This window comes from Phormidesmis sp. 146-12, assembly GCF_052939495.1.
In genome coordinates this window covers 79,649-90,690 of the sequence record NZ_JBJPHS010000018.1, presented here as the reverse complement: position 1 = coordinate 90,690, position 11,042 = coordinate 79,649, and the positions used below count along the sequence as shown (strand labels likewise).

Sequence of the window (11,042 nt, the reverse complement as noted above, 5' to 3'; positions counted from 1 at the left end):
TGCTGATTCAAAGTCCCCCAGAATGGGGGATTTAGGGGGCGAATCCCTCAGCAACGAAGCGAAAAAGTTCATCGAACTCCCAAGAAAACGCAGGTTTCTTTCGGCCTTCCTAGAGGTGCGCCTTCGTTGAAGACTGACGTTAAATAACTGACAACATTCAAGCTTTGAGGTGAAACAATGCACAAACCGCATCCATCCTTACAAACCGACCCATAAGAAAGACTAATAGTATTTTTACCTATTTACAGGCATCGATCGCTAAACTTTACTGGCTTCAGACCTCAAATTGTCTTAAGATTGTCCTAACAATTCAGTTGTTCAAACCTAACTCGCTGACCACAACCACCCAGGAGGACTATCTATGGCGCTTGTACCTTTGCGGCTGCTGCTCGATCACGCGGCTGAACACGGCTACGGCATTCCTGCATTCAACGTCAACAACATGGAGCAGATCCAGTCGATCATGAAGGCTGCCCATGAAACCGATAGCCCCGTGATTTTGCAAGCTTCTCGCGGCGCACGCAACTACGCTGGCGAAAACTTTCTGCGTCACCTGATCTTGGCGGCGATCGAGACCTACCCTCATCTGCCGATCGTCATGCACCAGGATCACGGCAACGCCCCTTCGACCTGCTACTCCGCCATGAAAAACGGCTTTAGCAGCGTCATGATGGATGGCTCCCTCGAAGCCGATGCCAAAACCCCCGCAAGCTACGAATACAACGTCAGCACCACCCGCGAAGTCGTGCAAGTGGCTCACGCGATCGGTGCATCGGTCGAAGGTGAACTCGGCTGTCTCGGCTCACTCGAAACCGGAAAAGGTGAAGCAGAAGATGGACACGGCTTTGAAGGTGAGCTAGACCACTCCATGCTGTTGACCGACCCCGACGAAGCGGTTGACTTTGTAGAACAAACTCAGGTAGACGCGCTCGCAGTGGCGATCGGCACCAGCCACGGAGCTTACAAATTTACCCGCAAGCCGACTGGCGAAATTTTGGCCATCAGCCGCATCGAAGAAATTCACCGCCGTCTGCCCAACACTCACCTGGTGATGCACGGGTCTTCCTCGGTTCCCGAAGATTTGTTGGCGTTGATCAACCAAAACGGTGGGTCGATTCCTGAAACTTACGGCGTTCCGGTCGAAGAAATTCAAAAGGGCATCAAGAGCGGCGTTCGTAAGATTAACATCGATACCGATTGTCGTTTGGCGATCACGGCTGCCGTGCGTGAAGCATTGTTCTCCAAGCCTGCTGAGTTTGACCCTCGCTTCTTCCTCAAGCCTTCGATCAAGTACATGCAGCAAGTTTGTGCCGATCGCTATCAGCAATTTGGCACCGCTGGCAACGCAAGCAAGATCAAGCAAGTCAGCATGGAAGATTATGCGGCAAAATATGCCAAAGGTGAACTGAGCGCTGTCACCAAAAAAACCGTTGGTGTATAAGGTTTAATCCTTTACTTTGTAAGAGGCTGGGTGGTCAAAGGGCCGCCCAGTTTTTTTAGGGATATACTTATACCAAATCAACCAACAAATGATACTCATAAAAATAGTTAATTAACCGATTTCTATCTCTCAGATTTGAAAAAACCTATCAGGGAAGCCGTTTCAAAGTCCCCCAAAATGGGGGATTTAGGGGGCGAGGATCTGTTCAGTATCTAGTGAATTTGGTATTAGCGGTTCCTTTAGAGACTTACCGAACATTTTTTCAGCTTGAGTTCACACAAATTGCGATACAACAATATCAGGTTCTATTAGTGGTCTATGATCCTGTGAATGAGGCAGTTGTGCAATGGATAAAGTAGCCAAATACCGAGAATTTATTCAAACTTTGTTAACTCAGTATGCAAGTGATGATTTGGATGATCGAGAGGTCGAGGTTCAATTGATCTTTGATGTCGATCGCAATCATTATCAGTGGATGAATGTCGGTTGGCAACAGCTTAATCGAGTCTATCGCTGTGTGATGCACTTTGATATTAAAGATGGCAAAATTTGGCTTCAGCAGAATCTAACTAACCAAAATCCCGCAGAAGAATTGGTTGCAATGGGCGTACCTAGAGAAGATGTCATCTTAGGGATGCAGCCTCCTTACAAACGTCAATATACAGAGTACGGAGTTGCCTAGTTTGGCTTCCCTGATACTTTAAAGAATCCAGAAAGATAGCATCACTAAAGCGATGAAAGTACGATCGTTCCACCCAAAAGACGCAGATCAAATCGCACACTTGTTTCATGAAACAATTCGTGAAATCAACGTTCGAGACTATTCAATCAGTCAGGTTGAAGCGTGGGCACCGGATGATTTGCACTTTAGAAACTGGGCAGAAGTTTGCTCAAGTCGATTTACTTTTGTCGCTGAGATAGAGGGGACGATCGCCGGATTTGCCGAGCTAGAATTCAACGGTCATATTGATTGCTTTTATTGTCACAAAGACTATCAGCGCTGTGGTGTGGGACGACAATTGTATGAAGCGATCGAGCAAAAAGCGGTTGAATTGAATCTCGATCGCTTACACACCGAAGCCAGCATCACCGCAAAACCATTCTTTGAGCGTATGGGCTTCTCGGTAATCAAAGAGCAACAGGTTGCGTGTCGAGGAGAAACCTTCACCAACTACCAAATGGAAAAGAGTTTAGGAATTAGATATTAAACTGCAAGTCTCGCAGTTGCTTTTCGCTTCGTTTCAATCGGCTTCAGCCCCCTAAATCCCCCAAGTTTGGGGGACTTTGAACCTCGAAACTGCCTTGAACTCCAGAATTTTTTCGATCTCAAAGTCCCCCAGAATGGGGGATTTAGGGGGCGAAGTCGCCAAGCAATGACCAATCTTATTTAATCCACGCTCCTTAGTCATTCTCAAGGGCTAACATTTCAGGCTGAACTCGAAGATCGCCCTTTTCACTCAAAGATTGCAGGTCTGAACTCGGACGATCGCACTTTTTACTCAATCGTTGCGGTTCTGAACTCGAACGATCGTGCTTTTTACTCAAAGATTGCAGTTCTGAACTCAAACGATCGCACTTTTTACTCGACCATTGCAGTTTTGAACTCGGACGATCGTGCTTTTGACTCGACCATTGCAGTTTAGAACTCAAACGATCGTGCTTTTGACTCGACCTTTACGGTTTTGAACTTGAATCATGCTGTTTTTAGCTTGAAGGAAAATTGGATCTGGTCGATCGCCTGATTCCTGGAGTACGCTGAAGAGGCTTTTCTCAGTGCTTTTGGATACCGCGATGACACCTGATCCGTTTTCTTCTGCGATCGCCCTGGAAATTAGCAAAATCGTCATCAAAACTGTCTGGGAAGGCGGCGGCAAACTTGCGGTCTGGATGGGTGGAGGCTTGAATGATGCCAAAAGAAATGTAATCTTTCAGGCTTCTAACCGATATGTTCAGAATTATTCTGCTCGTCACGGCATTCTCAAGGTGTTGGGAATGCGAGAACCTGTGACGCTGGAGAGTGTCTATGCAGCCGTGCGGTTTTTGGACAATCGTGCCCTCCAAAGTTTTGAATCGGTGGAGGCGCTAGAAGAAGCGTACCGACTTGCAGCGAGACGGAGCTTTCAAGGGAAGGATTGTCCCAAGAAAGATGGCTTAAAGGTGGCAAATGAAAAGCAATATTTGATGGTGTTGGGTGGCCCTGGCGCAGGAAAATCAACCTTCTTGCGGCGGATGGGTCTAGAAGCGTTGAAGGGGAGAAAGGGCACCTACCAGCATGATTGCATTCCCGTGTTTATTGATCTAAAAGAGTTCAACACGGGCGAAATCGACATTGAAAAAACGATCGCTAGAGAATTTGGCATTTGTGGATTTCCATCGCCAGAAGAATCAACGCAGAAACTTTTGCAGCAGGGTAAGCTTTTGGTCTTGCTGGATGGCTTAGATGAAGTGGCGACGGGGCGAATGAATGAGGCAATCAGCCAAATTCAAAACTTTGTCGATCTGCACAACCAAAACCGCTACATTACGTCGTGTCGGGTGGCGGCCTATCGGCATAACTTTCGCCTATTTACCGATGTGGCGATGGCTGATTTTGATGATCAGCAGATCAAACAATTTATTGATAACTGGTTTCGTCAAGATCCCGACATCGCAAAGGATTGCTGGCAAAAATTAAACAGCGATGAGCATACTGCCGCCAAAGAACTGACTCAAACGCCATTGTTGTTGACGTTGGTTTGTCTGTTGTATCAACGATCGCGCAAGTTTCCCACCAATCGATCGACGCTCTACGAACGCGCATTGCGGGTGTTGCTCGAAGAATGGGCAGCCGAGAAGGGCATTCCGCAAGACGACCTCTACAAGGGGCTGGACACCAAGCGCAAAGAAATGATGCTGGCAGAAATTGCCCACGATGCCTTTCAGCAAAACCGACTGTTTTCAACTCGGCGCGAAATTGTCAACCAGATTGAGCAACTCCTCAAAGAAATGTTGCCTGATGAGAAGAGAATTGATGGATCGGCGGTGTTGCGAAGTATTGAGGTGCAGCATGGCGTATTGGTAGAGCGGGCAGACGGCATTTACTCGTTCTCCCATTTGACGCTTCAGGAGTTTTTGACGGCTCAATATATTGACGATCATCGACAAGTTGAACAATTGGTGACAGACCACCTCACAGAAGCGCGATGGAAAGAAATCTTCCTGCTGGTATCAGGATTAATGCGCGGGGGAGCCGATGAACTGCTGCTGCTCATGGAGAAAGAAGCTCAGACCTACCTTAAGACACCTAAAATAAAAGCCTGGATAGCGTGGGCAGATCAATCAACGGCAGGGTCAGCCGGAGACTTTAAGCCTGCGGCTAAACGGGCAGCAGCGATCTTTCTCGCCTTCGCCGTAGCCGTCGACCGCGACTTCGCCTTCACTTACCGCGATCGCGACTTAACCGCTACTACTGCCCACTACGACTACACCATCGCCGAATTCGCACTCAGCCTCGTCTGGGTTTTCGACCTCAAAATCGAGGATATCCACGTCCCCCGCATCATCGACCTCGCCCGCGCTATTGCCCGCGCCATTGAAAAAATAAAAATCTTTAGGTCTGTAAACTTTGTTGTGTTAGATGCTCGACTAGAAGCTCTACAGACTAAAATCCCCAACGACGATCAACCCGTCGAAGTTCGCCGAGCCTTTCGCGACAAAGTTCTGCAAACCTGGTACAACGCCCTAAATCTAAATTTAGAATTACTTGATTTATCTGAAGCAGAAACTAAAGCTTTAAAGGACTATTTCCATGCAAACTTGTTAATGGTGCAGTGCAGACAATCCGCCGTGCGAGTGTCGCCCGCAACTTGGGCAGGCATTGAAGATCGCATGGTGACATTGAGAGAGTAGAGTTTGGGACGTGGAGTGTAGGAGACTGACCGAAGATTTACTCTTCATCAATGGAGTCCTCTCGATCGCCATCGATCGTCCCACCCAAAATACTTTTGACCAACTCATCAACGCTAATACTGCGCTTTCGGGCAATGTACTCCAACATGCTCTCAACTTCAGCCTTCTGTTCTGCAACACCAACGCTGATCAGAGCCGCTGCCTGACTTGCCCTGCTGCGACTATACAGCCATGCCAGAATCGTCAGCCAGTCATCATCATGTTCACCCAATGGCGGCAGTGTAATTCTCTTCGTCATAATCTGACTACACGACTCCTGACTGATGACCTAATGTGAGCTTATCTGTGTGTTTGTGATTTCGATTGACACAGATCTGCACAGTGCGATAATATTCAAACAAGCGAAAAGCCAGCGCGTCCCGTGGAAAGTTCAGCACTGGCTATGGCTCCAAACTCAATGGAGACAATATCATTATGCCTTATCGAGACTTCTTGAATCGATGGTTAGTCGTGCGTTTATTGCCCGACATGCGTCACATCGTCGTCGCCTGTTGCCGAAACTCATCCGATGCAGAAGGTTACTTGCAAGTTTTGCGGCGACTCCTACCCAGCGAACAATTCATCATCGTCTTCGACAACGATCCCAATTCTTCAGATCACAGGCTCGATTGACTGACAAAACTTCTGAAACCCCTCATTCTCCGTAGGTGGGTGTTGAGCAAAGCGAAACCCAACAGCAACCCCTCTAACTACGCAACGCAGAAAACTTTAGACAAAAGCGTTTAGACAGAAACGTTTAGACAGCCTCAAACGACCAGTCTGTACCAGGGCCAACCGAAAGCACCCCGTCAGGCATATACAGCATCCAGTGTTCAGCTTCTTCCGACAAGAGAGGAAATAGACGCAAAACAACCTGATCTTCAAACTTGAAAAGAGTATCCCACGCTGGAGAAAGCAACTCTACAGAATTCAGAACCAGACCTTCTAACTGTTGAACGGCCTGTTCGAGCTTTGATCGAGGATCTTCTGAACCTGCTAGTACCCGATCGCCTTTCTCTAGCCGCCAAGCGCAACAGTAAATCCACAAATGCCACTCACCATGCACTTTCTTCTCTGAAGGCCGCACCAACGACTTGCCAAACTCCAGCGTAATAAAGCTACCATGCCCCAACAATACTCCCCATGCCTTCTGACCGAGGAGAGGCTGAACGTAGGCTTGAAGCTTAGAAATGTCAGTTGTGGTTACACTCATCTGCGATGTTGGTCAAAAGTTGTTCAAGCATACTCTCAACGTCACCCTTCAAATATTGCTAACCCAATTTCAACAATCTCGTGAAAGGTGCAGTTCAGCCCGCTAATTTCATCATGCAAACGTCGCCTTTCCAGCTTAGAAAGCTTCCGTCCTACCTGTTGCTCTATTGTACGGATTGCGTCACTAAACTGTTTGTTCTGGGCCTGATTGCTTTGTGGTGTACCGTCCTTGCCATTGCTCTCGGTGTCCATAGACTAGAAGTTGTCAAAAGAGGTCATCAACGCCCCAACCACTCGGTGACCAACTCCGGCTGATTTTTGGGCGCAAACACCCGAACCGCATGATAATTGACCTTCTCCCGCAATCGATAAACCTGCTTGATCGGCACATTCAAATCCTGAGCGATCGCCTCCTGAGTCTTGCCCTGCAAATAGAGTTTTAGCCACTCCGCCGCCAGAGGATCGACCCGCTCCGAGAGATAAGTTTCAAACTTCTGAGTCACCGACTGTCTGAGTTCTTGCTGTTCGGCTTGCGCTTGCGCGTCTTGATACTCAGAAACCGCCTGCCCATCCAGCAAACTCACCGACCCTTCAGACTCATCGGGCGCAATCTCTTCAGACACCAGACGAATGAAGTCAGCCGCCGGAACCTGAGTCATCCCACCTCGCTGCGATCGCCGCAGATAGTTCACAAATCGATAGACCAGCAGCGGCTGATTGCGAATCGGACGCAGACAATATTCCTCAGTCGTCGCCAACACCAGCGCATTTCGCAAGCGGGGATCATCGGTGCATTGGGCAATCCAATTGATTTGCTGCTGCATATACTTGTCGTTTTGCAGGAGTTCTTGAATCACCTCTTGCAGCACATCGACCACGCTCCGCTGACGATCGCGAGACAGTGCAATCCACGTCCGAATCTTGTTGCGGATCAAAAACAGACTGCTCAACCGTTGAATCAGCCCCTTATAAGCGCGTTCGGGCCCAGCTTCGAGATATCGCTGCTGCAAAATTCGATAGCGGTAATCCATCGCTTGTTTGGCAACCTCAAGCTGCGTAGGAAGCAGATTCTCAAATCGAGCCTGATCTTCACCCAAAAGCCACTGAATGATCGCTTCGTGAGTAGGGCGACCGTGCTTAGAAAGGTCACTTTGCAAGTGGAGTCGCCATCTGTCAGCCAGTTCTTCTGCAATTACCATGAGACTGCCGTCCTCAATGCCCTGTTATAGAGAGTTTGCCTTATGTGCCAGGTCGAAATCACTTACCCATTCGGGTAACACTGGGGAGATGGATTCGATCGCTGACTGCCAAGTTTCTTAAAAGCACCTGACGTTAAAGTCTGATTACCAAAGCTTTAAGCATTGAAACTCAAAGTATAAAACGTTCTTCAAAGTTTGTTCTCAACTTAATAAAATTGATAAAACGCTGACTTTTGCCCGCGCCACAATCCAGAATATTCAAGACTGCTCGTGACTGCCTTCAAGAGATGCAGATAAAGACGCTGCGATGCGCTGTAAGGTTTCTGTGAGCCGATTGAGGCGATCGAGCGTGTCATCCTGATTAATCGACAAAGTTTGCACGGCATCGCTCAAAGCAAAAAGCTGATAGCCCTGCTGCTCAACTTGATTAGACAGGTCATCTACTCGCTCGGCCAGGCTTTCGATCGTTTCGGTGGTCATTAACACGGTTTCTCCTAGCTGCTGCACGATAAATTCCATGCGATTGGGCTGACTCTCCACACCTTGACCCCTTTTCTGTGTTCAACACGGTTCATAGTCTAAGGCAAACTGGAGCCTACAAAAATTATTCGGGCGATCTTCCCTGAAATATGCAGATGCCATTGGAAGAGTAGTCTATTCGGAATGAATTCTCCAAATGGTGGAGTTACTTTCATCCTTTTGACGCTTGACACCGGGAACCTAAACCCGATCACTTTCTTTTTGCCACAAGAGAGGCTAAATTCTGTTTTCTTCGATTCGGAAAAGTCCTCCGCAGAAAATGAGTGATCTTTCAGCATATTCACGGAAATACCGCTACTCTTCATCAAATCTTTACAAAAACAAGGAATCGTGAAGCCCGCAACAAGATTTGAGCAAGTGTGTCGAGTAAGACTGTTGGCAGATAGGGGTTTCAGCGTATAGTCGTACGTATATCTACGGAACTATTCTCAGTGTTTTCGCGGTTCCAGTAATCGGTTCGGAATCATGACACAAACTGCATTCTACTCAACGGACGCTAATTCCATTCGGTCAGGGGACACGTTTCAGATTCCTCATCAATCGAGCTACTCACTGGTCAAGCGGGCGATCGACCTGGTGGGCAGTCTTGTTGGGTTGACGATTTTGGCAGTTGTGTTTGTCCCGATCGGGCTGGCAATTCGCTTTGATAGCTCCGGGCCAATCTTCTATAGTCAAGAACGCCACGGGCTGATGGGCAAGCCTTTTCAGATCTACAAGTTTCGATCGATGGTAGACGATGCTGAGTCACTCAAGTCTCAAGTCGAGAATGAGGCAGATGGGCTAATCTTCAAAAACCAGTCTGATCCACGGGTGACCAGAGTTGGGCGCTTTTTGCGACGCACCAGCCTCGATGAAATTCCTCAATTTTGGAACGTCCTGCTCGGCGAAATGAGCTTAGTCGGGACTCGTCCACCCACCTCAGACGAAGTGTCTCGCTACAGCGACCATCATTGGCAACGGCTCAACGTCAAGCCCGGACTGACAGGCGAGTGGCAGGTAAATGGTCGATCGACCGTCAAAGACTTTGAGCAAATCGTTGCCCTTGATCTGCGTTATCAGGCACTTTGGACACCGATGTACGACCTCGTTCTCATCTTCAAAACCATCTATGTGATCTTTGCCAGAGTGGGAGCCTTCTAAATTGCGTGAGTTCGATGAAGTATTTTACTTTAGTAGTCACGGCTTCTAACCCCCAATTTGCCAATTCTAGGGGCTTCCAGACAAGATTTTTGGTAGAAAAGTCTCTCACGGGTGGGTTAGAGGTTCTTCCTAGATTGATGGTCAAAGCAACGAACTTTATCGAATTTACGTTCCCTAGAATTGGGGGAATTTAGAGGGCTTTACAAGATGGGTAACTTGTTTGGCAGAGATCTCCTCAACGCGATCAAGCAGGAGAATTGTAACGCCAGCCCTTCTCCCTCCCAATTGATGATTCTCTAGGCGTGCCGCTTTTGGTGCCATTGCCAGGCGTGGGTGAGAATTTTGTGTAAGTCAGCATATTCAGGCGACCACCCCAACACGGTGCGGGCTTTTTCACCACTGCCAACCAGAGCGGGCGGATCACCAGGGCGACGATCGTGTTCCACAGCCACAATGTCTTTACCCGTGACCTGACGCGCCGTTTCGATCACTTCTTTGACCGAAAAACCGCTGCCATTGCCCAAATTAAATACATCGCTCTGACCACCTTTGAGCAGATATTCCAACCCCAAAACGTGGGCCTGAGCGAGATCATTGACGTGAATATAGTCGCGAATGCAAGTTCCATCGGGCGTGGGGTAGTCAGTGCCAAAAATCGCGATCGACTCCAGCTTACCCAGAGCAGCCATCAGCACCAGCGGGATCAAGTGAGTTTCGGGCTGGTGGTCTTCTCCCAATCGTCCTTGAGGATCAGCCCCCGCCGCATTAAAGTAGCGAAAGCTAACGGATTTGAAATCGTAGGCTTGATCAAAATCTTTGAGGATGCGCTCTACCATCAACTTGGTTGCGCCGTAGGGATTGATCGGATCTTGAGGGTGGTCTTCTGGAATCGGGACGATCGTCGGCACCCCATAGGTCGCACAGGTCGAAGAAAAGACAAACTGCTTAATGGAGGCGGCAACCATCGCTTCTAAGAGGGTCAGCGTCCCAGTGACGTTGTTGCGGTAATACTTGCCGGGAGTCGTAACAGACTCACCCACATAGGCGTAGGCCGCAAAGTGCATCACAGCCCCGATCGCATGATCTACAAAGACCTGATCCAGCAGGGCCCGGTCGTTCGTATCCCCAACCACTAGCTCGGTCTGGAGAACCTTTTCGACAATATCGCGATGACCATACACCAGGTTGTCTAACACAACAACGGGATAGCCTGCCTGCTGGAGCGCTAACACGGCATGAGACCCAATGTACCCGGCTCCCCCGGTGACTAAGATGGTTGGCTTTTCTGACGGCACACTCATTCCTCTCAACTTGGACTATTGGGCAACTAACGATCGATTCAGATGATCGTCGCAACACTCAGGACAAAAGAGTGATTAAATTTCCCTTCGACAGCCAGCATCTAGAGCGGGGAAATGTCTGCGAGGCGGGCGATCGTCCTGACTCTCATTCTAGTTATCCCATCGCTTTACTTGCCAAACAGTTCTTTGGAGAGCAGAAAGAAAATTACGACAAATACAACCCCTGCCAAAATTAGTTCCATTGGTTTTACCTCCTAAACACCATCCCTTGAGACTGTTGAT

General features: G+C 48.5%; 15 protein-coding genes. 8 read left to right on the top strand and 7 right to left on the bottom strand.

What is annotated here, in order from left to right; translation table 11 throughout:
* The first annotated feature begins 361 nt into the window (after positions 1 to 361).
* The 4 genes from fba to ACKFKF_RS10805 all read left to right on the top strand — a co-directional run bounded on the left by fba (position 362) and on the right by ACKFKF_RS10805 (position 2,649).
* The gene (gene fba / locus ACKFKF_RS10820) at positions 362 to 1,441 is read left to right on the top strand and encodes a class II fructose-bisphosphate aldolase (protein WP_446867726.1); all 1,080 of its coding nucleotides are present in this window, start codon (positions 362 to 364) and stop codon (positions 1,439 to 1,441) included.
* A gap of 215 nt (positions 1,442 to 1,656) precedes the next feature.
* Positions 1,657 to 1,800, top strand: coding sequence for an element excision factor XisH family protein (locus ACKFKF_RS10815; protein WP_446867725.1), 144 nt, complete (start codon positions 1,657 to 1,659; stop codon positions 1,798 to 1,800).
* The gene (locus ACKFKF_RS10810) at positions 1,788 to 2,123 is read left to right on the top strand and encodes a XisI protein (protein ID WP_446867724.1); all 336 of its coding nucleotides are present in this window, start codon (positions 1,788 to 1,790) and stop codon (positions 2,121 to 2,123) included. Before ACKFKF_RS10815 ends, ACKFKF_RS10810 begins: the two co-directional genes overlap by 13 nt.
* A gap of 52 nt (positions 2,124 to 2,175) precedes the next feature.
* Positions 2,176 to 2,649, top strand: a complete 474-nt coding sequence (locus ACKFKF_RS10805; protein ID WP_446867723.1) for a GNAT family N-acetyltransferase — start codon at positions 2,176 to 2,178, stop codon at positions 2,647 to 2,649.
* 193 nt (positions 2,650 to 2,842) lie between these two features.
* Here ACKFKF_RS10805 and ACKFKF_RS10800 read toward each other — a convergent pair whose 3' ends face one another.
* Positions 2,843 to 3,091, bottom strand: a complete 249-nt coding sequence (locus tag ACKFKF_RS10800) for a hypothetical protein (protein ID WP_446867722.1) — start codon at positions 3,089 to 3,091, stop codon at positions 2,843 to 2,845.
* 141 nt (positions 3,092 to 3,232) lie between these two features.
* Between ACKFKF_RS10800 and ACKFKF_RS10795 the strand changes: the two genes are divergently transcribed.
* A complete protein-coding gene (locus ACKFKF_RS10795) occupies positions 3,233 to 5,329 on the top strand; it encodes an NACHT domain-containing protein (protein ID WP_446867721.1) in 2,097 nt (698 codons plus the stop codon).
* A 37-nt stretch (positions 5,330 to 5,366) separates the two neighbouring features.
* On the opposite strand, the gene ACKFKF_RS10790 is transcribed toward ACKFKF_RS10795, so the two are convergent.
* Complete coding sequence (locus ACKFKF_RS10790) at positions 5,367 to 5,627, bottom strand: hypothetical protein (protein ID WP_446867720.1); 261 nt, start codon at positions 5,625 to 5,627, stop codon at positions 5,367 to 5,369.
* 176 nt (positions 5,628 to 5,803) lie between these two features.
* Between ACKFKF_RS10790 and ACKFKF_RS10785 the strand changes: the two genes are divergently transcribed.
* Complete coding sequence (locus ACKFKF_RS10785; protein ID WP_446867719.1) at positions 5,804 to 6,001, top strand: hypothetical protein; 198 nt, start codon at positions 5,804 to 5,806, stop codon at positions 5,999 to 6,001.
* A gap of 124 nt (positions 6,002 to 6,125) precedes the next feature.
* On the opposite strand, the gene ACKFKF_RS10780 is transcribed toward ACKFKF_RS10785, so the two are convergent.
* From ACKFKF_RS10780 to ACKFKF_RS10765, 4 genes are all read right to left on the bottom strand, one after another.
* Positions 6,126 to 6,581, bottom strand: a complete 456-nt coding sequence (locus tag ACKFKF_RS10780; protein ID WP_446867718.1) for a hypothetical protein — start codon at positions 6,579 to 6,581, stop codon at positions 6,126 to 6,128.
* A gap of 41 nt (positions 6,582 to 6,622) precedes the next feature.
* A complete protein-coding gene (locus ACKFKF_RS10775; protein WP_446867717.1) occupies positions 6,623 to 6,832 on the bottom strand; it encodes a hypothetical protein in 210 nt (69 codons plus the stop codon).
* A gap of 26 nt (positions 6,833 to 6,858) precedes the next feature.
* Complete coding sequence (locus ACKFKF_RS10770) at positions 6,859 to 7,779, bottom strand: HetZ-related protein 2 (RefSeq protein ID WP_446867716.1); 921 nt, start codon at positions 7,777 to 7,779, stop codon at positions 6,859 to 6,861.
* Positions 7,780 to 8,037: 258 nt separating this feature from the next.
* The gene (locus ACKFKF_RS10765) at positions 8,038 to 8,298 is read right to left on the bottom strand and encodes a hypothetical protein (protein WP_446867715.1); all 261 of its coding nucleotides are present in this window, start codon (positions 8,296 to 8,298) and stop codon (positions 8,038 to 8,040) included.
* Positions 8,299 to 8,784: 486 nt separating this feature from the next.
* On the opposite strand from ACKFKF_RS10765, the gene ACKFKF_RS10760 reads away from it, so the two are divergent.
* A complete protein-coding gene (locus ACKFKF_RS10760) occupies positions 8,785 to 9,459 on the top strand; it encodes a sugar transferase (protein ID WP_446867714.1) in 675 nt (224 codons plus the stop codon).
* A 296-nt stretch (positions 9,460 to 9,755) separates the two neighbouring features.
* Here ACKFKF_RS10760 and galE read toward each other — a convergent pair whose 3' ends face one another.
* A complete protein-coding gene (gene galE / locus ACKFKF_RS10755) occupies positions 9,756 to 10,760 on the bottom strand; it encodes a UDP-glucose 4-epimerase GalE (RefSeq protein WP_446860654.1) in 1,005 nt (334 codons plus the stop codon).
* A 71-nt stretch (positions 10,761 to 10,831) separates the two neighbouring features.
* Between galE and ACKFKF_RS10750 the strand changes: the two genes are divergently transcribed.
* Positions 10,832 to 10,996 (top strand): hypothetical protein, encoded by a 165-nt coding sequence (locus ACKFKF_RS10750; protein ID WP_446867713.1) that lies wholly within the window; start codon positions 10,832 to 10,834, stop codon positions 10,994 to 10,996.
* The last annotated feature ends 46 nt before the right edge of the window (positions 10,997 to 11,042 follow it).

Excerpts from the sequence above, each read along its gene's own strand:
- fba (WP_446867726.1), top strand. The coding sequence starts at position 362 with ATGGCGCTTGTACCTTTGCGGCTGCTGCTCGATCACGCGGCTGAACAC.
- ACKFKF_RS10810 (WP_446867724.1), top strand. The coding sequence starts at position 1,788 with ATGGATAAAGTAGCCAAATACCGAGAATTTATTCAAACTTTGTTAACT.
- ACKFKF_RS10805 (WP_446867723.1), top strand. The coding sequence starts at position 2,176 with ATGAAAGTACGATCGTTCCACCCAAAAGACGCAGATCAAATCGCACAC.
- ACKFKF_RS10795 (WP_446867721.1), top strand. The coding sequence starts at position 3,233 with ATGACACCTGATCCGTTTTCTTCTGCGATCGCCCTGGAAATTAGCAAA.
- ACKFKF_RS10790 (WP_446867720.1), bottom strand. The coding sequence starts at position 5,627 with ATGACGAAGAGAATTACACTGCCGCCATTGGGTGAACATGATGATGAC.
- ACKFKF_RS10785 (WP_446867719.1), top strand. The coding sequence starts at position 5,804 with ATGCCTTATCGAGACTTCTTGAATCGATGGTTAGTCGTGCGTTTATTG.
- ACKFKF_RS10780 (WP_446867718.1), bottom strand. The coding sequence starts at position 6,581 with ATGAGTGTAACCACAACTGACATTTCTAAGCTTCAAGCCTACGTTCAG.
- ACKFKF_RS10775 (WP_446867717.1), bottom strand. The coding sequence starts at position 6,832 with ATGGACACCGAGAGCAATGGCAAGGACGGTACACCACAAAGCAATCAG.
- ACKFKF_RS10770 (WP_446867716.1), bottom strand. The coding sequence starts at position 7,779 with ATGGTAATTGCAGAAGAACTGGCTGACAGATGGCGACTCCACTTGCAA.
- ACKFKF_RS10765 (WP_446867715.1), bottom strand. The coding sequence starts at position 8,298 with ATGGAATTTATCGTGCAGCAGCTAGGAGAAACCGTGTTAATGACCACC.
- ACKFKF_RS10760 (WP_446867714.1), top strand. The coding sequence starts at position 8,785 with ATGACACAAACTGCATTCTACTCAACGGACGCTAATTCCATTCGGTCA.
- galE (WP_446860654.1), bottom strand. The coding sequence starts at position 10,760 with ATGAGTGTGCCGTCAGAAAAGCCAACCATCTTAGTCACCGGGGGAGCC.